The 19,323-nt window shown below is 39.9% G+C and carries 17 protein-coding genes and 1 other annotated feature; of the genes, 3 read left to right on the top strand and 14 right to left on the bottom strand.

The features are described from left to right. Window positions 1-62 precede the first annotated feature (62 nt). Window positions 63-2,414 carry a transglycosylase domain-containing protein gene (locus tag RU86_RS04170; protein WP_096814198.1) on the bottom strand — a complete coding sequence of 784 codons (2,352 nt, stop codon included), beginning with the start codon at window positions 2,412-2,414 and terminating at the stop codon, window positions 63-65. A 167-nt stretch (window positions 2,415-2,581) separates the two neighbouring features. On the opposite strand from RU86_RS04170, the gene tyrS reads away from it, so the two are divergent. Then, on the top strand, window positions 2,582-3,835 hold the full coding sequence (tyrS, locus tag RU86_RS04165) for a tyrosine--tRNA ligase (RefSeq protein WP_096814197.1): 1,254 nt from the start codon (window positions 2,582-2,584) through the stop codon (window positions 3,833-3,835). A gap of 113 nt (window positions 3,836-3,948) precedes the next feature. Here the strand turns inward: tyrS and RU86_RS04160 are convergent, their stop codons facing one another. The 5 genes from RU86_RS04160 to RU86_RS04140 form a co-directional block, all read right to left on the bottom strand. Next, a complete protein-coding gene (locus tag RU86_RS04160; protein WP_096814196.1) occupies window positions 3,949-5,367 on the bottom strand; it encodes an MFS transporter in 1,419 nt (472 codons plus the stop codon). Between the two features lie 16 nt (window positions 5,368-5,383). Then, entirely contained in the window at window positions 5,384-6,607 is a 1,224-nt protein-coding gene (gene thiI, locus RU86_RS04155; RefSeq protein WP_096814195.1) for a tRNA uracil 4-sulfurtransferase ThiI, read from the bottom strand. A 34-nt stretch (window positions 6,608-6,641) separates the two neighbouring features. Then, the gene (locus RU86_RS04150) at window positions 6,642-7,784 is read right to left on the bottom strand and encodes a cysteine desulfurase family protein (RefSeq protein ID WP_096814194.1); all 1,143 of its coding nucleotides are present in this window, start codon (window positions 7,782-7,784) and stop codon (window positions 6,642-6,644) included. A 283-nt stretch (window positions 7,785-8,067) separates the two neighbouring features. Further along, a complete protein-coding gene (locus RU86_RS04145) occupies window positions 8,068-8,271 on the bottom strand; it encodes a hypothetical protein (protein ID WP_096814193.1) in 204 nt (67 codons plus the stop codon). 95 nt (window positions 8,272-8,366) lie between these two features. Further along, on the bottom strand, window positions 8,367-8,699 hold the full coding sequence (locus tag RU86_RS04140) for a winged helix-turn-helix transcriptional regulator (RefSeq protein ID WP_096814192.1): 333 nt from the start codon (window positions 8,697-8,699) through the stop codon (window positions 8,367-8,369). Between the two features lie 111 nt (window positions 8,700-8,810). Between RU86_RS04140 and RU86_RS04135 the strand changes: the two genes are divergently transcribed. Continuing rightward, window positions 8,811-9,428, top strand: a complete 618-nt coding sequence (locus RU86_RS04135) for an SDR family oxidoreductase (protein WP_096814191.1) — start codon at window positions 8,811-8,813, stop codon at window positions 9,426-9,428. A gap of 57 nt (window positions 9,429-9,485) precedes the next feature. Here RU86_RS04135 and RU86_RS04130 read toward each other — a convergent pair whose 3' ends face one another. Both RU86_RS04130 and RU86_RS04125 read right to left on the bottom strand, forming a co-directional pair. Beyond that, complete coding sequence (locus tag RU86_RS04130) at window positions 9,486-11,531, bottom strand: cation:proton antiporter (protein ID WP_096814190.1); 2,046 nt, start codon at window positions 11,529-11,531, stop codon at window positions 9,486-9,488. Between the two features lie 96 nt (window positions 11,532-11,627). Then, entirely contained in the window at window positions 11,628-11,915 is a 288-nt protein-coding gene (locus RU86_RS04125; RefSeq protein ID WP_047916311.1) for a hypothetical protein, read from the bottom strand. Between the two features lie 262 nt (window positions 11,916-12,177). Between RU86_RS04125 and RU86_RS04120 the strand changes: the two genes are divergently transcribed. Then, on the top strand, window positions 12,178-12,612 hold the full coding sequence (locus RU86_RS04120) for a universal stress protein (protein ID WP_047916312.1): 435 nt from the start codon (window positions 12,178-12,180) through the stop codon (window positions 12,610-12,612). A gap of 37 nt (window positions 12,613-12,649) precedes the next feature. On the opposite strand, the gene pepT is transcribed toward RU86_RS04120, so the two are convergent. The 6 genes from pepT to RU86_RS04090 form a co-directional block, all read right to left on the bottom strand. Beyond that, entirely contained in the window at window positions 12,650-13,876 is a 1,227-nt protein-coding gene (gene pepT, locus RU86_RS04115) for a peptidase T (RefSeq protein WP_096814189.1), read from the bottom strand. Between the two features lie 124 nt (window positions 13,877-14,000). Further along, window positions 14,001-14,291, bottom strand: coding sequence for a 50S ribosomal protein L27 (rpmA, locus tag RU86_RS04110; RefSeq protein WP_079507593.1), 291 nt, complete (start codon window positions 14,289-14,291; stop codon window positions 14,001-14,003). Window positions 14,292-14,327: 36 nt separating this feature from the next. Next, on the bottom strand, window positions 14,328-14,660 hold the full coding sequence (locus RU86_RS04105; RefSeq protein ID WP_096814188.1) for a ribosomal-processing cysteine protease Prp: 333 nt from the start codon (window positions 14,658-14,660) through the stop codon (window positions 14,328-14,330). A 15-nt stretch (window positions 14,661-14,675) separates the two neighbouring features. Next, a complete protein-coding gene (rplU, locus tag RU86_RS04100) occupies window positions 14,676-14,987 on the bottom strand; it encodes a 50S ribosomal protein L21 (RefSeq protein WP_047916316.1) in 312 nt (103 codons plus the stop codon). A gap of 22 nt (window positions 14,988-15,009) precedes the next feature. Beyond that, window positions 15,010-15,081, bottom strand: a sequence feature (ribosomal protein L21 leader region). 35 nt (window positions 15,082-15,116) lie between these two features. Further along, a complete protein-coding gene (locus RU86_RS04095; protein WP_096814187.1) occupies window positions 15,117-17,651 on the bottom strand; it encodes a M1 family metallopeptidase in 2,535 nt (844 codons plus the stop codon). 184 nt (window positions 17,652-17,835) lie between these two features. Beyond that, entirely contained in the window at window positions 17,836-19,128 is a 1,293-nt protein-coding gene (locus RU86_RS04090; protein WP_096814186.1) for an adenylosuccinate synthase, read from the bottom strand. Window positions 19,129-19,323: the final 195 nt, after the last annotated feature.

The raw sequence follows: 19,323 nt of genomic DNA, 5'->3' as shown, positions 1-19,323 counted from the left end.
GAGACTTAAAAAAGATGCAGATTGACTAAGTCAATCTGCATCTTTTTTATTTTGATTACTGTTTACTTTTTATTCTGATTGCCCAATATTTTAGTCCATGCATCAGTATAATCGCTATCACTACCACCCATTGCAAATTTATATTGTGTAAGGGGAGCGCCATCTGATTTGGCCCAATAAGAGGTCGTCGTATCACCTGATACAGCAACATTTTTATACGTACCACCTGTTATACTGCCAGGTTTTTCACCAGTTGATGTGAGAACTGTAGACTTGGTCACCGAAGGATCTATTGTGAATTTTTGGTCAATACCAAATACAGTTGGACTGGCCTGATAAATGCTATTAGCAAGATGTGCTAGATACTGAGAATTATTATTATAACCTGTCAGGGGCGCCATTGGCGATAGGACGTCATGTCCTACCCATGAACTTAGTGTTACCGCTGGTGTTGCCACCATCAACCACACATCACTAAAGTCATCAGATGTCCCTGTTTTCCCTACCCAGTCCGCACTAGCTAGTGTCGGATTTAAGTTAGTCAATTGGCCGAAGAATGTCGTTGTTTTTTGAGATTTGATTGGCCCTCGTAAAAGTTGCGCCATAATAGAAGAAGTTGCCTTTGAGTAAACCTGTACTGGTTTTTTCTGATGCTTATAAATTTCTTTACCAGTCTCATCTTTTATGCTATCAACAACATAATACGGATCATACTCGCCACCATTTAATAGGGCTTGGTAGCCATTTGTATGTTGGACAACCGTCGGTTCTATTCCCCCGCCCAAAGGTAGAGATTCAATCTGATAATTGTCCACCTGATAGTTCATCTTGTTCATATAGGGTTGAACGGTCTGACCTGATTGCAGTATTTTTTGATAAGTCCAATAAGCAGGAATATTCCATGAGGTATCAAGTGCATCCTGTAAGGTCATCATCTCTTGCGTACCGGCCGAGGTATCATGCATGATGGGTTGACCACTTGCATATTTAGTTGGGTAGTTTGATAAGCGACTCGCACTACCCATTAAGCCCATATCAATCGCTGGACCATAGGCAATGATTGGTTTTATAGAAGAGCCAGGGCTTCGATGCGTATCAAAGGCATGATTATTTTGGTTTGTATTATAATCTAGTCCACCTATAAACCCAAGAACAGCACCCGTTTTATTGTCCATCAAGACATTACCTGTTTGATTTTCACCGGTACCGTCTTGCAGTAGTCGACCGTAATTTGCGACTGCTGTCTGCATGGCCTGATAGATAGATTGATCAATTGTCGCCGTAACGGTATAGCCACCTTCTGACAGTTTTTGGGCGGCTTGCTTTTGATAACTGTCTCGGACTGCATCATTACCTTGTTCAGCGTCAGAAACCTTATCCGTTTTGATTAAATAATCATAGACTTTATCGATCGCTTCGTTATAAACAACCTGATAGAGATAGCCATGATTTTCTGTTTCTGCAGTTCCTGCCGCAATAAATTCTGTCGAGATATCGTATGATTTGTAAGCTTCATATTCTTTTTTAGAGATATAATTATTGCGATATAGATTGAACAGCACTTCATTTTGTCTATCTAGTCCAAACTGCATATTTTCTTTAGATTTTAATGTCCCATTTGCATTATATGGTGAATAGACGATCGGACTTTGAGGTAATCCAGCAATAAATGCCGCTTCTGGCACCGTCAAGTCCTTACTTGATTTACCAAAAATACCCTGTGCTGCTTCTTCTACACCAGCAATATTTTGTCCTTTATTATTGCGGCCAAAAGGAGACACGTTCAGGTAATCAGTTAGAATCTGATCTTTGGTAAGATGTTTCTCAAGCTCTAAAGCATAAACCATCTCCGTTGCTTTTCTTTTAAAGGTTGGTGCCGCCCCTAAAATTTGTTGCTTAATTAGTTGCTGTGTAATGGTTGAGCCCCCAGAGTTTGCTCCCCCTGTCGATTCACCCAGAATCGCTCTAAAAAAGGCTTTTGGCACAACACCATTATGATGCTCAAAATTTTCATCCTCTGTCGCAATTAGGGCATGTTTGACATTAGGTGATATATTTTCACTTGTCACTTTTGTTCTGTTTAAGTCACTCGAAATATCAGAAATCTTTTGACCATTACTATAGGTCATCACAGAAGTTTGATGAATCGTATTGATTTTATCGGTCAATGCCTTACTATCCGGTAGCTTGACATCAGAAATGAGGCTCATCAGATAGCCTGTTCCCGTTGCACCACCAAATACAACACCAACACTTATAATAATCGCAAAAATGACAGACAGTCCTCTGATTACAAGAAAAGTCGTCCCGAGCACTGTCTTGCTGTCAGTAGCCGGTTTTTGCTGTTTCATTTTTTTCTTTTGTAAACGATCTTTTATCGCCTTACGTTTTTTATCCGATAATTCTTTTGTCATACCTTAAATTATAGCAAATTTTTTGGTATAATAGACTTAATTTATAAAAATTAAGCTAAAATGAGTTTAATCAATCTGGATGTTTTGGCAATCACGCTATAAATGGCTTAATACAAGCTATATTACCAGTTTTTTTCTCATAATACATCAGAATAGGGATGAGTAAAATGAATATCTTTGAAGAACTAAAAGTACGTGGTTTGATTTTTCAAACGACTGATGAAGCAACCTTAGTAAAGGCATTAACAGAAAATTCGGTGACATTCTATACAGGATATGACCCGACTGCTGATTCGCTTCACCTAGGACATTTAGTCCCGATTCTAAACATGCGTCGCTTACAGCTAGCAGGTCACAATCCTGTAGCCCTTGTTGGTGGTGCGACAGGTATGATTGGTGATCCATCTTTTAAAGACAGTGAGCGTTCACTTCAAACAACTGAAACTGTGGCTAACTGGTCAAATGCAATTAAAGGGCAACTCTCTCGTTTTTTAAGTTTTGAGGGAGACCATGCCGCAAAAGTCGTCAACAACTACGACTGGTTTTCAACTATGAACGTCCTTGAATTCCTACGTGATATTGGTAAGCATTTTACGATCAATTACATGATGAGTAAAGAATCAGTTAAATCACGGATTGAAACAGGGATTTCTTATACAGAATTTGCTTACCAAATTTTACAAGGCTATGATTTCTACCAGCTAAATGAGAATCATGGTATCACGCTCCAAATCGGCGGTTCTGACCAATGGGGTAATATGGTCGCAGGTACTGATCTTATTCGTAAAAAATCAGGGAATGAAACACATGTCATCACTGTTCCGCTAATTACTGATTCAACAGGTAAGAAATTCGGTAAATCAGAAGGAAATGCTGTTTGGCTTGATGCTGATAAGACCTCTCCGTATGAATTCTACCAGTTTTGGTTAAATGTAGCTGATGCTGATGCTGTCAAGTTCCTTAGAATCTTTACCTTCTTAAGTCTTGATGACATTGATTCACTTGCCAAAGTGTTTGAAGCAGCGCCACATGAGCGACTCGCACAAAAGACCTTAGCAAAAGAAGTGGTCAGTCTCGTACACGGTGAAGCTGCTTATGAGCAAGCTGTTAACATTTCAGAGCAACTTTTCGAAGGTCATATTAAGGCTTTATCTGTCAAAGATATCAAGGCTGGATTGAAAGATGTGCCGAACCATACGGTCACTGATGACTTTGATGGTAATTTGGTCAACCTACTTGTGGATGCAAAGATTTCACCAAGCCGTCGTCAAGCACGTGAAGATATCACCAACGGTGCTATCTACCTCAATGGTGAACGCCAAACTGACCTTGAGTATGTCCTAAGTGATACGGATAAACTTGAAAATGAACTAACGGTTATCCGCCGCGGTAAGAAAAAATATACGATTGTGAGCTACTAATCTCAAATGAAATATAGCAAAACCGCAAGACATTGGCTTATGTCTTGCGGTTTTGCTATATTTTATTGCACTTATTTCAGTATGATTATCATCTAGCACGATAATAAGGCAAGTTAGGTTAAGTTAGATAGATTTTTTCTTGTCAATAAGCGATAGCCGGATAGACACCAAGCAAAGATAACTAAAACAAGTGCCACGTAAAAGGCATGATGCATCCCTGTGATAAAAACGTCTGGACGCGTAGCAACATAACCAGATACACGATAGCCAAGTTGTCCCGACATGGCAACAAATAAGACTGTCGTTGCTAAACTTGTCCCTAAAACAAAGCCAAGATTACGGCCTAATGCATTAACAGATCCTGCGATGCCTAGGTATTTGCTCTCAACTGTTGACATCACCAAGGCATTATTTGGACTTTGGAAGAAGCCAACACTACCACCATGTATAAAGAGAGTCAACATAACAAATACCATCGCTGTCGTTTGACCGAATATGAGATAACCTGATTGCACGACAAGAATGCCCGTAATCGCTATAAACGTGATTATTTCTTTGTCAAACTTATCAGATAGTACACCAGCAATGGGACTAAAAATAAACATACCAACAGGATAGGCCATCATCACCATACCCGCAAATCCTGCAGCGCTAGCCCGATAATTTTGCAGGTAGAAAGGCATGAGGATACTGACAAAACTCCCTGCCGTAAACATGGCTAAGCTAGTCAAGACACTCATCGAGAAAAGTTTACTGCGGAAAATATTTAGATTAAGCAGGGGTTTTTCGACTGTTCTTTCCGTATGGATAAACCAAACAAAAAGACCTACCATTGCGACAAAGCTTAGTAAAACAGGGATGCTAAGAAATCCTTGTGCCTGTCCTAAACTCATAGCGATGAAAAAAGCAACGATAGTCAAGAACATTTGCGTTGCACCTAATAGATCCGCATCTTTAAATGTTCCCGATCCTTTGTCCTCTGGTAATGCCTTACGGCCAATCAGATAGGCAACAATACCTAAAGGCACATTGATCCAGAAAATATATGACCAACTCGCAAGTTGGAGAATAAACCCACCGATTGCAGGTCCTGCTATGGCACCTAAGCTAACAAACATTGACATGATGCTCATCGCCCTGGCTCTAAGGGCAGGTTCAAATAACTGACTGGTGATACCAAAGCTGTTAGACATGGTCATCGAGGCGCCGATTGCTTGTACAATTCTTGAAAACAATAAAAAATGTAAGCCTAAATTAATCCCAGCAAGCAGTGATCCTAATGTAAAAATCAAGCTACCTATGTTAAAAATTTTTGTTTTACCAAGTAAATCCCCTAATCGGCCAAAAAGTAAAATCAGACCAGAAATAACGACGAGATAGATCGTCACCGACCAGGTCACTTGACCCATCTCGAGGTGCATTTCACGCGCCATGCTTGGTAAGGCAATATTAACAATAGAGCCATCAAGCGTTGACATAAACGTGAAAATGCCTAGGGCTAATAGGCCTGGGAATTTTTCTTTACTAAACATATACTACCTTCTTTTCTTACAATAAATCCTGAATATCCATCTCTAGACTATCTACTTGCGCATCAGCTGATACTTGACTGATCATGATGCCATCGACCGCACGTTGCACTAAATTATCAATATCTAAGCGCTGCTCAAATTTCTCTGCGTTCTCAAGTTTAGGATTTGTTTTCGGTTGGGGTGGTGCAAAAATCGTACAACAATCTTCAAATGGTTGAATTGAAATATTAAAAGTATCAATTTTCTCAGCCAATTCAATAATCTCTAACTTATCCAAGGTAACAACCGGACGGATGATAGGCGTTGTGGTAACAGCGTTGATTGCGACCATCGAGCCTAACGTTTGGCTGGCAACTTGTCCAAGACTCTCACCGTTAATGATCACTTGTCCATGACGTCTTGCACGAATTTCATCGACCACGCGCATCATAAAACGACGCGTTACTGTCATCAGGTAAGGCATGGGTACTTTTTCTTTAATTTCTTCCTGTATTTCAGTAAACGGGACTTCTATAAACTGAATATCACCACCAAAAACTGTCAATTTACTTGCTAAGTCTTTGGCTTTTTTGAGCGAACCAGGGCCCGTGTAAGGTGGCGAAGCAAAATGAACTGCTTCTATTTCAACACCTCGTTTAAGTGCCAAATACCCTGCTACAGGAGAGTCAATACCACCCGACAGCATCAGCATCCCTTTACCTGCCGTACCAACGGGTAAACCACCCGCTCCCTTAACCGTCTCATAGCTCAAATAAGCCGCATCAGGCCGAATTTCAACACGTAGGTCAATATCAGGGCGTTTCATCTGAACCTTAGCATAGGGAATCGTTTCCATCACAGTATGGCCTAATTCACGATTAAGTTCTGTACTATCTAATTCAAATTCATGGTCAGAACGCTTGGCAGAAATTTTGAAGGTCATGCCCTCTAGATAAACTTTTTTCACCAGTTCAGCTACCGCAGCTTCAAGTGCCGGCATCGTTTTCTCCACTTTTATAGCCGGAGAAAAATTTTGTACGCCAAATACTTTAACTAACTTCTCTGACAAGGGACCATAAGCGGCACCATTTAAGAATATATGCGTCCGATCCCGATCTGACTTTACAGAAACCATCGGCCATTCGACTAAAACTTCTCTGATATTGTTGGCAAGTCGTGCAATAAATTTCATACGATTTTTGCCTTTTATTGATAACTCGCCATAGCGAATCAGTATTTCTGAATAGTTTAAATTTGTCATGGATACTTTCTATTGTTTTACGAGCAGGCTCATCTTATTGTATTTTCTGAAATTTCGCATGTAACTGTTTGAAAATCGTTAGAAATTGTTCTATTTCAGCCATATTATTGTCTGGGTCAAGAGAAATCCTAACTGCCGATGTGGCAAGTCTAGGTGAAACATGCATGGCTGTCAGGGTACTAGAAGCAAGTCCTGCCTTTGATGAGCAAGCACTTGTCGTCGAAATGTAGATCTCATGTGCTTCAAATCCATGCACGAGGACTTCTCCTCGGACACCCTTCATGCCAAATGTCACAACATTTGGAATGAACCCATCTCTTTGACTAAAAATGACAATATCCGAGTATGCTTCAAGCGCAGTCAGCAAGACTTCTTTCATGGCAGTAAGCTTGACTTGCTTGCTCTCAGTTTCTGCTACATATAGGCGAAGGGCTTTGGCAGTTGCAGCAATACCTGCGACATTTTCAGTTGTTGACCTTTTTTTACTTTCTTGACCACCACCTGAAAGTAAGGGATGCAGATTTTTCCCTTTTTTCATATAAATAAAGCCGACCCCACGCGGGCCATGAAACTTATGTGCTGAAAAGGTCGCAAAATCAACACGTTGCGGTAACATATCTGCGAGGGGGATTTTCCCAATCGCTTGCACCGCATCAACATGAAAGGAAATCGTCGGTTTATCTGCCAAAAGTGCTGCAATCTGATGAAGTGGTTCGATTGCACCAACTTCATTGTTGACTGCCATAACCGAGATTAAAATCGTCTCTCTTCTGATTAATGAAGCAAGGGCATCTAGGCTAACGAAACCGTTCCTGTCTACAGGAGCAAAATCGACCTCAAAACCTTGTGTCATTAACCATGCCGCTGATTCTTTGACAGCTGGATGCTCAACATCTGAAACGATAATATGATTACCATAGACTTTTTTTTCAAAAGCTAGTCCTTTGATGATCCAATTATCCCCCTCAGTGCCGCCTGACGTAAAATAAATTTCTGATGTTGCTTTCCCAAGTAGTTCTGCAATTTGCTTGCGCGAGGCCTGCAACATACGTGTCGCGACAGTCCCTAAATCGTGAAGACTAGAGGGATTACCCATAATTCTAGTCGCAACATCGGTATACGTCTTCAGCACTTGCGGATAGATTGCCGTCGTTGCTGCATTATCAAAATATATCACTATCTTTTTCCTTTTTACATGTTTTTAAACATCATTATATGCATCCGGTATTACCTGTCTTTACTTGCTAAGCACCAACTATATACCCTTTTATCTCTTTTAGCACTGGATGACAGTTATGCCATTAAAAAACTACTGATTTCTCAGTAGGTTTTTTTGATCATATCAACTCATATCAGTAGGATGACCATCACTTGAACAACTATGCTTTTGCATCTATCCTTCTATGTTATACCTTTTATAGAGGGATGTCAACATTTTTGTCACAGCTAACATTAAAACGCTATAATTTTTTAAAATTAACATGCTTTTCCTTCATCGAAATTTTGCCAACCTCATAACCATAGGCTTTTAATTCCTTCTTATAGGTCAAGAAGGCATGGTCTATAGGGAAGCCTAGGATAGCCTCAATCTCTTCAAAAGTCAATCTAAATGTTATACGACTATCTTTTGCGACAATCTGCCATAATGGCTCGTACTTACTCATCTTTTAAGTCCTCCAATTTTTTAATTTCATTCACTTATCTCACGAAGATCCCAATGAAACGATTTAGCGTAATAAACGACGACACGATTGCGCATTCAATCACACAACTTTGCTGCTAAAAGCTCCTGTGAGATATGCTCATTGCCCCAATCACAAATCATATCCAGCACAGGTATCATACTGAGACCATCAGGTGTCAGATGATAGGTAACTTTTAATGGATAGCCTGATGTGGTCATCCGAACGATTAGGCCATCTCGTTCAAGTTGCCTTAATTGTAGCGTTAGTGTTTTCCTGCTAACATCCGGTAAATCTCTAGATAATTGGTTAAATCGTGTTGTATCTTGTTCATGGATATAATAGATAATATAGATTTTCCATTTACCTTGAATTAGCTTCATCGTTGCATCAAACTCATTTAGATACATAACAGTCTCCTAGAAACTTGGTAGTTACCTAAAAGTAACTCCTTTTTTTATTGTGATTTTAAGTTTATTATAAAACATATAACAAAATAAATAAAGGAAAAATAAAATAAAATGAAAAAATTAATCGTCATAACTGGTGCAGGCAGTGGCTTTGGAAAAGAAATGGCCAAAACATTCAGTGAAATGGGACACCCCCTACTCCTGATTGGCAGAAATAAAGCAGCATTAGACCAACTAGGCTTAGTAAACACTTTAACACGTAGCGTGGATGTCGGCAATCAAGCAGCTACCGAGTGGGAACGGATGATAAATGTGAATTTAATTGGGACATTAAACGGGATACAAGCAGTTCTACCCGGTATGACTGACAGAAAGTCAGGTACGATTATCAATGTCTCTTCTATTGCCGGATTTAAAGCATTTGAAAACCATGCAGCTTACTGTGCAACAAAATTTGGTGTTCATGGTCTGACAGAAACCGTCAGACTGGAAGCCTCTAAAAACAATGTCCGCGTCCTACTCATCTCACCAGGTGCAGCAGAAACCCCATTATTAAGCCACACGACACGTGATGACATAAAAGATGGCTATCATGCTTGGAAGCAGACCATGGGCGGTATTTCGATGGCTCCAAAAGAAGTAGCCAATGCTGTCGCATTCATGTATGCCATGCCTCAAGACGTCTCTATTAGAGAATTAGTCATCGCTAGTACCATGCAGGATAATTAAGTAGACAGGTGGGGCAACCCTATTTTATAAATGAAAAAAAGAGGCATCTGTCCTCTTTTATTTTGGTTTATATTCCAGAAAATCATAAAGCAGATTTGAATGGTTCTCATTCATGGAATAATTTTCCAAGGCATTGACATTCTTTCTCATGATTTTGGCCTGACGAGCTGTCAGTAACCCTTCTGCCTCAAACTCGAAAATAAATTTCCGCTCCAGATAGTACCCGCGCATCATTTCATCCAAATTATTTGGATGTGCTTTGGTGATAATTCTTGTTATGAAACCACCTGTAGCTACTTTTTCAGAAGCTCTCAGCCGTTCTGATTGTAGATAATTGATCAATTCTGGATTATAGACGCCCTCCAGACTCTCTAAGGCCTCCATAATCAGTGTCGTATTACTGAAATACAGATTTCGAATTTCTGTCCTAGAATCCCCAATCAACTTCCTGATTTTTTTACCTTTTACAGTTATATTTGTATGTAAGATATTGTTTAAAAGCAGTCGAATTGCCCGTAAAAAGATGGCAATAACGAAGGCTAAACTGGATACAAATCGATGAACAATCGAGCGTTCTAATTCTTTAAGATATCTTTGATAAATACGATACGTTTTGATGGTAATTTCATTATTTCGAAAGGCATTTTCCAACCCTTCATTTTCCAACCTTAAAATCAGGAGTTGTAGATCATTAAATTCAGCAGTCATCGTTGCTGATTCCTGGCTAATAATTAATTTTTGAATCCGGGCTTGGTAGTTATCGATTGTGGCAATATAGCCCAGCTTATTCCGATTTTTCTCCGATTCTCGCTCTAACTCACTTACAACATTCGTTAAAATGGCAATTCTCGCAACATTATCAACCTTTTGCTCCTTTTTAGGCGCAATGATCGGTAAGACCAAAATACCTGTTAAGAAGCCCAGCACCGTAACCGATGCAGTTAAGAAGATTAAGAGTGAATATTTCTGAGCAATGGCCTCCGGTAGTAGTAAAATCGTCGCGACAGATACTGTCCCCTTAACCCCTGAAAAAGTGAGTAGTAAAATATCATCCACATATCGATTAAATTGCTGCTGCCTTTTTTTTGCAATGATAGCATAGTAAATACTTAATATCAGGTATCTGATCAGGAAAAGCATAACCGTTAAGGCGATAACCGTGACGAACAGACGGACATTATCATAATAAGCATTGGTAATAATTGGCGTAATAATCTGTTGTAACTCTATCCCTAAAAATAAAAAAACGATAGAGTTTAAAATGAAAGTGATGGTATCCCAAACTGTTTTAGTCACACTCTCGACTTGCGCATCAAATAAGGTAATTTTTTTGAAGCCACTTGCTTGCATTACCCCTGCAACAACGACGGCGATGATTCCTGAAACATGAAGCTCTTCAGCCAAGAAAAAAGCGAGCAATGGCATGATCATTTCTAACATCAGGTAACCCGTGACATCTTGTGCAGCAACATCTTCCATCAAGGTCAAAATCATTCTGTTGAGCCATGAGACCACAAACCCAATCAAGGCACCACCGATAGCAGAAATTAATAAGCTAGATACAGCCTTCTCAAGAGAAAATTCACCAGTTGTCAGGGCTAAAATCGCAAACTGAAAGGCGATAATACCAGACGCGTCATTGAATAACCCCTCCCCTTTTAAGATAGCAGTAATCCGTTTTGGAAAATCAAACCGCTCAGAGAGCGAGCTCACTGCTACCGCATCAGTTGGGCCTAAACTAGCACCTAGAGCAAAACAGGCCGCTAATGGGATCGACGTGTAAAAGTTATGACTGATGACACCGATAATTAATGTCGTAATAAAGACTACTGGAAATACAAGGAGCGACACTGTGCCACTATGCTTAAGGATCCCCTTAACATCAGCCTCTTCTCCTTCTCTAAATAGGAGTGGACCTATAATAAACGCTAAAAATAATTCTGAATTAAGTCTTAAGACATTACCTGCACCTAAGCTACCTAAAATCAAGCCAAAAATAACCTGAATCAAGGGGAGAGGGAGCTTAGGAAACACCTTATTGATGACATTTGACACAATTAAGGCCGCAAAAAATATGATCACATAAAATACTGTATGAATCATGCTTATTTGTCTCCTTTCCTTGTCAACATAATATGACCTGTAACTTTTTCAAAAATAGATTAACCTATTTAAGTCCTAGCAAAAAAAATCGGAGGTTCACTTATCATCCAATAATTTTTTATATAGTGCCTTTTTCAGGGCTAACTTCTGGTCTAGTTTTTGATCTGATTTCTTATCTAAAGTCGCACGACAACGCTTAATTTCTAATTCTGATAACTGTCTGCGCAACTTTGCCTTTTGACTCTCCAGGCTACGAAAACGATCAAAGAATGATGACTTTACATCAAAACTAGGTCTCAAATCACTTTTATCATGATTTTCAACATAAATTTCGCGCATATGATGAATTTGTTTCTCAAACTCATCATCAGACATTTTTTTCATCTCACATCCCCAATTAATTGATATCGCTTATTATAGCATAATCTGGCTTAAAATTCTTGTGGTCAGCTATCCATTCATGATATGTACATGAAAATAACATCAATACGTCATATTTTTTTCATTATTCTTTTACTTTTTCATAAAATGAGCATATAATAGCAGTAGATGATGTGATAGACACACGATTAATGGGAATTCGTGTGACTGTGTCTATCATGAGTCATATAAACTATCGGGTTAACTAGTTCATGGAGGAACAGAAATGATTCAAGGATACAAGAAAATTTTAGTCGGTATTGATGGTTCAGTTGAATCAGCAAATGCTTTTGATAAAGCGGTTGCCGTGGCAATTCGTAATGACGCCGAACTCTTACTTGTCAATGTGATAGATTTACGTGCTTTCCAAAGTATTTCTACCTACGATACCATGGTAGCTGATGATACAAAAAGAGGCGCTGATCAATTGATTGCTGACTTTGCTGATGAAGCACGAGCAGCAGGTGTAACACGCATCAAAACAATTGTTGAATTTGGCTCTCCAAAAGTGATGATGGCAACAACCATTCCCACTGAAGAGCAAGTCGATTTGGTGATGATCGGTGCAACCGGGTTAAGTTATATAGAACGTTTGTTTATCGGTTCTGTTGCCCAATATATCGTCACACATGCTAAATGTGATACATTGATCATTCGTTAAACAATAAATCAGGACGCAGATTGCGTCCTGATTTATTTTATTTAGCGTTTAATGTCACAATCTCGATGATTGTATCTACTGCAGCTTGCATCGTCTCCAAACTGACAAATTCAAATCGGCCATGCATATTTTCGCCACCTGCAAAAATATTTGGTGTCGGAATACCCATGAAGGAGATTTTAGAGCCATCTGTACCGCCACGAACAGGTTCAATTTTCGGTGTGATACCTAAATTTTTCATTGCTGTTTCTGCTAGCGTAACGATAGACATATCTTTTTCAATCACTTCAGCCATATTATAATATTGATCCTTGACTGTCGCAGTAAGCCGCGCTTGATCAAAAGAAGCATTCAACTCGTCTGCTATGGCTAACAGATTAGCCTTCATCTCTTCAAATACTTTCCGATCATGGTCTCGTATGATGTAGGTCATCTCTGCTGCTTCTGGCGTACCCGTTAGTGAGGCTAGGTGATAAAACCCTTGACGACCATCTGTAAGCTCTGGACGTGCTGCTTCTGGCAAGCGATTATGAAAATCATTTGCTAGTTGTAAGGCATTGATCATCTGATTTTTAGCAGTCCCAGGGTGAACATTTCGACCGGCGATGGTAACTGTTACACCAGCAGCATTAAAGGTTTCATATTCTAACTCACCTAGAGGGCCACCATCTATCGTGTAGGCAAAATCAACATCAAAGTCTACCACATCAAAGAGGTCAGCACCAACGCCAATTTCCTCATCAGGACCAAAACCAATCCGAATTTCCCCATGTTCGATTTCAGGATGCTGTAGTAAATAATCCGCAGCTGTCATAATTTCAGCGATACCTGCTTTGTCATCTGCGCCTAAAAGCGTCGTGCCATCTGTCGTAATCAAAGTTTGACCTAGGTAATTGTTTAGATTAGGAAAATCTTTAGGATCAAGTGAATAGGCACTAGCGCCTAAGGCAATCGCCTTACCATCATAATTCTCGATAAGCTGTGGATTGACACCTTCAGCATTAAAATCTGCAGTATCTAAATGAGAAATCAAGCCGATTTTACGCACGACTTTATCTGTCGTCGCTGGAATTGTACCGATAACATACCCATTACTAGGCAAATAATGGACGTTTTCAACACCAATTTCACGCATCTCATCAGCTAATAGGGCTGCAAATTCAACTTGAGACTGTGTGGTTGGTACTGTCATACTTGCTTCATCTGAGCGTGTATTGCGCTTGACATAGCGTAAAAACCGGTCTGTCATTTTTGGATTAATCATGTCATCTCCTCTTTTGATGGATAGCCTACTACCCGCAATTTATCATATAACTTGATAGCAAAAGAAAAAGCCTGATTTTTGTCAAACTTTTCTTTATACTGTTAATCTGGGATGCTTTAAGCGATTAAGCTTTTTTAGCTACTGGATAAACAGAAACTTTTTTTCTGTCGCGACCGAAACGTTCAAATTTTACAACGCCTTCGATTTTAGCGAAAAGTGTATCATCTCCACCACGGCCAACGTTTTCACCTGGGTGAATTTTAGTACCGCGTTGACGATAAAGAATTGATCCGCCAGACACAGTTTGTCCGTCAGCAGCTTTTGAGCCAAGACGTTTAGATTGTGAATCACGACCATTGGAAGTTGAACCACCACCTTTTTTGTGGGCGAACAACGATAGATTCATTTTCAACATAGGGTTTTTCCTCCTTGATTTATTAGTAGGTTACACTTAAGTAACACTAATGAAATTACGATATGCTGCCTCATCTGCAATGGCTTTAACACCATTCTCAAGATTTTGCAGTAATATCTGGGCAATTTCAGCTTGTTTGTCGGATAAGTCTGATAGGATTTCACAGTCGAGAAAGCCACCTTCAACTTCGTCCACTTCGACCAAAGGACGAAAATGGGCAAGTATCTCAAAGGAATTCACCGTTGTTATCGCAAGACTTGATACGCCAGCACAAACAATGTCGTGGGCGATTTTACCATCAAAGGCATGTCCTGTAATAACGAACCGTGTAATCTGATCATTTTTCCGAGTAAACTTGATGTTAATCATATTTGAAAGACGCGATTAAGCGTTGATTTCTTTGATGATCACTTTTGTATACGGTTGACGGTGACCTTGTTTACGGTGTGAGTGTTTTTTAGGTTTGTATTTGAAAGTAACAACTTTCTTTTGTTTACCTTGTTTCTCAACTTCTGCGACAACAGTTGCACCAGTTACGAATGGCGCACCAATCACAGTTTTTTCACCACCAACAAGTACAACTTCGTCAAAAGTCACAGTAGCGCCAGCTTCAACGTCCAATTTCTCAACGTAGATTGCTTGACCAACTTCAACTTTAACTTGTTTCCCGCCAGTTTTTACGATTGCATAAGTCATTTGCGTGTTTCCTCCTTATAATTTGGTATGTTAGACTCGCCTAAGCAGGTGGACTAAGTCACTTAAACCTTACCTCGTGCGGTTGCACTTTATGAAACTCACAAAGACAACGTTATTATTCTACCATAATTAGACTGCTTTAGCAAGTGCTGCTTGCACTTTTTCTTTCTGTGATGCTAAAAGCTCAATCTTGCTAGTGATCTGTGTTTTCGCCATCTCAACGATGCGTTTAAAGGCCGGTTCGTCTTTAAAACGATTTGTGAAACTAATGAAGGCTGTAAGTTTAGCGGCAGTATCAAAACTGTTACCGATAACTTTGATGAAATCACCTGATGCCATGTCACCACCTAATTTTTCTTGTACCCAATCCCAGTTTTTAACAAGCCACGCAAAAGCAGCATCTTGAGAAAAGTCACGACGAATAAGTGATGAGAACCAGAAGCGTAAATCTTGTGGTTTAACCAAGTCAGTATTGGTATACTGCGTGATAATTTCAGCAACAGTTGCTGTATTTTTCGTACTAGATACGGCAACGTTTAGCTCACGTTGGAAAGTCTGATCTGTTGTATTGGCATAAGCATCAAAATACTGCTTAACTAACTCAGACGTCTCCTGTTCAACAATTTGATTTTTCAAGACAATTTGTCTGATGTCAGCTGAAATGCTGTGAATATCGGATGCATGTTGCGCAAAAATAGCTGTTGAATTTGCGACTGCATCTGCATTGCCAGCATATACTTCCCATGAAATTGGTAAAGCACGCAGTTGTTCGTCGTTAAATGACTCTCCAGCAACTTTATCCCAGCCTAGGCGTTTGTATTGGGCATCAAATAACTTGCCAACAAATTGTTTGAAATCTGCTTCAGATGCTGAATCTTCATCGATGAAGATTTCAAGTGCTTTCAAAGCTTGTGAGACTGCTGCATTGACTGGGTTAGCTGTTTCATTGTCAAACTTAGCTAATAAGGTAACCAAGGCTGCATAGTCTGCTAGACCACCTTCAGCAAGCTTCAAGGCTGATTGGATCAGTTGCACTTTTGTAATGGCATCATATGTTTGGATGCTAGACACAACTTTTTCATTTAGCTCATCTGAATAGTTGACCAGATAATGTGCCGCATTTTCAGCATTGAATCTTAAGGGTTGTTCCCCATTTTCAGCTGATAACTTAGCAAAACCAGGGATACGCACTTCTTTTCCTGATAAGACATCAGGTAGACCAGTCCAGTTCGTGTTTAGCGGGATATGCCATAAGCGGCTTTCATCGACACCTTGTCCAGTGAAAAATTGGTGTTGGCTGAGAACAAGCGCATCCCCATCCACAGTGACTGATAACACTGGATAGCCTGGTTGGTCAACCCAAGATGTCATAAAGGCTGAAACATCACGACCTGATGCTGTTGACAAAGCTGCCCACAAATCAGATCCGACTGTATTGCCATATTGGTGTGTTTCAAAGTAAGCTTGGAGTCCTGCTGAGAAATCTCTATCTCCCAACCATTTGCGGAGCATCACCATCAGACGCGCGCCTTTTGCATAAACAATGGCACCGTCAAATAAGGTATTGATTTCATCAGGATGATTGACTGCGACATGGACACTTTGTACGCCATCGATGGCATCACGGTTAAGGGCCATTGGGGCTTCAGCTAGAGAAAACTGCTCCCAAATGTGCCAGTCAGGTTCGATAGCATCAATCGCTACGTACTCCATCATGTTGGCAAATGACTCATTCAACCATAGATCATCCCACCACTCCATGGTTACAAGATCTCCAAACCATTGGTGGGCAAGCTCATGTGCGATAACTAAGGCAACGTATTGGCGACTCTCGAGTGTTGAGTTATCTGGATCAGCTAACAAAGCAACCTCACGATAAGTGATCGCCCCCCAGTTTTCCATAGCACCTGCCGAGAAATCTGGTAGGCCAATATGCCAAGAATGCGGCAATGGATAAGCAACCTTGAAGTAATCTTCATAAAATTCAATCACGCGAATGGCAATATCAAGCGGGAAATCTAAGGCCGCTGCTTTATGTGCTTGTGTTGAGAATACCCCAACTTGTGTGCCAGTCTTGGTTTGACCCAGTTTTGATTGCATATCACCAAAAACAAAGGCAAGTAGATAAGATGACATTTTCACTGTTGTATCAAATGTGTGGATACCATCTTCATTTGACACTTTTGGCATATTTGACACAATCGATTCACCATCTTTTTCATCAAACTTAACTGATAAATCAAACGTTGCTTTGGCAGCTGGCTCATCGATAGATGGGAAAGCTTGACGGGCAAAATGTGTTTCAAACTGTGTGCCAACCAATTGTTTTTTGACACCAGCTACTTCATAGTATGATGGATAGATACCTGTCATGTTATCTGTTAAGTCAGCTGAATAGCTGAACGCAACTGCTACATTGCCTGTTTTAGCAATAGTGAATGCAACTGTCTCTGACGCCTCATCTAAAGTGAAGTCCACTGCTTGGCCGTCCACTAAAACAGAAGTAATGGCTAAGTCTTTTTGGTGGAAAGCTAAATCACGTGTCAGTGCTTCACCTGTAACTGTCACGTCACCTGAAAACTGTTTCGTCTCACGGTTAACATCCAGAAAAATATGATAATTTTCTGGTTTAAAATCGTTATATAAGTGTTTAAATGCTTGCATACATGCCTCCATTGATTTGTTTGGAAAAATTCTCAAACAATAATAATTCATACCTATCTAGTATACCAAAATATGACCAAATGAACCACTTGACGCGATTAAAATCAGCCTGGAAAATCGACAGTTAGCGACTATCATTTCCCATATATAAAACAGCACTCAAGCGAGCACTGTCTTATTTTTCTTATAGAATGCCCCAAACACTTTCCAAGATGTTGGTTTGTTCCCGACCAGGACCAACAGAAAATGTTGAAATTTTTACGCCGACAAGTTCTGAAACACGACGAACATAATTTTTAGCGGTCTCAGGTAGGTCATCCAAATGACGAACACCTGTGATGTCTTCTGACCAACCTGGTAGCGTTTCGTAGATTGGTTTACAGCGTTGTAAAGTCTCAAGACTTGCTGGGTAGTAATCGATGCGCTCGCCATCTAAGTCATAGGCAACACAAATTTTAACTTCATCAAGACCAGACAAAACATCGATCGAGTTCAATGACAGATTTGTCAAACCAGATACACGGCGTGAATGACGCATAACAACCGAGTCAAACCAACCAACACGACGCGGACGACCTGTTGTCGTCCCATACTCATGACCAACTTCACGAATCGTGTGACCGATTTCATCATTTAGTTCTGTAGGGAATGGCCCATCACCAACACGTGATGTATAAGCTTTACAGACACCTACAACTGTCGTGATTTTAGAGGGACCAACACCCGAACCGATGGTTACACCCCCAGCTACAGGGTTAGACGATGTAACATATGGGTATGTTCCTTGGTCAATATCCAACATGACCCCTTGAGCACCTTCAAAGAGTACACGTTTGCCTGAGTCTAAAGCATTATTCAAGATAACTGACGTGTCTGTTACATATTTTTTGATTTGTTGACCATATTCATAGTACTCTTCAAACACATCTTCAAAATTAATGGCATCTGATTCATACATTTTGACAAATTCGCGATTTTTTTGCTCAAGATTATTTTTCAAACGTTCTTCGAAAATATTTTTATCAAGTAAATCAGCAATCCGAATCCCAACACGCGCCGCTTTATCCATATAAGCTGGGCCAATGCCTTTAATCGTTGTACCGATTTTTTTATCACCTTTAGCATCTTCTTGCAACTGATCAAGTTTGATATGGTAAGGTAGGATAACATGCGCACGGTCAGAAATACGTAGGTTTTCTGTCGTAATGCCCGCATCATGCAAGTAAGCTAATTCTTTAACTAGCGATTTAGGGTTGATCACAACACCATTACCGATAACAGAAATTTTTTCAGGGTAAAAAATACCTGATGGAATCAAATGTAATTTGTATTTAGTATCCTCGATAACAATAGTATGACCTGCATTATCTCCACCTTGGTAACGTGCGATAACTTCCGCATTTTCACTGAGAAAATCTGTGATTTTCCCCTTACCTTCATCGCCCCATTGGGTACCAACAACTACTACTGATGACATATTATCTCCTTCAAGATTCGACTCATAACTAACATTAATTTAAAAACTTGCTAAAATTGCAACACTTAATTATAACAAATCTAGTAAGTTATTACCACCGTTCTAGGGTTTTTATCAGGTGCTTTTGAAGAAAGTTCGTGAAATCAATCAAATTTCTTGGGACTGTCTGTCTTTATTCTGTGCGCACTTTTGCGC

The sequence above is a fragment of the Pseudolactococcus piscium genome, from assembly GCF_002441695.1.
GTDB classification, from domain to species: Bacteria; Bacillota; Bacilli; order Lactobacillales; family Streptococcaceae; genus Pseudolactococcus; species Pseudolactococcus piscium.
The sequence above is the reverse complement of the archived record's forward strand: the minus strand, read 5'-3'. Positions and strand labels throughout refer to the sequence as shown.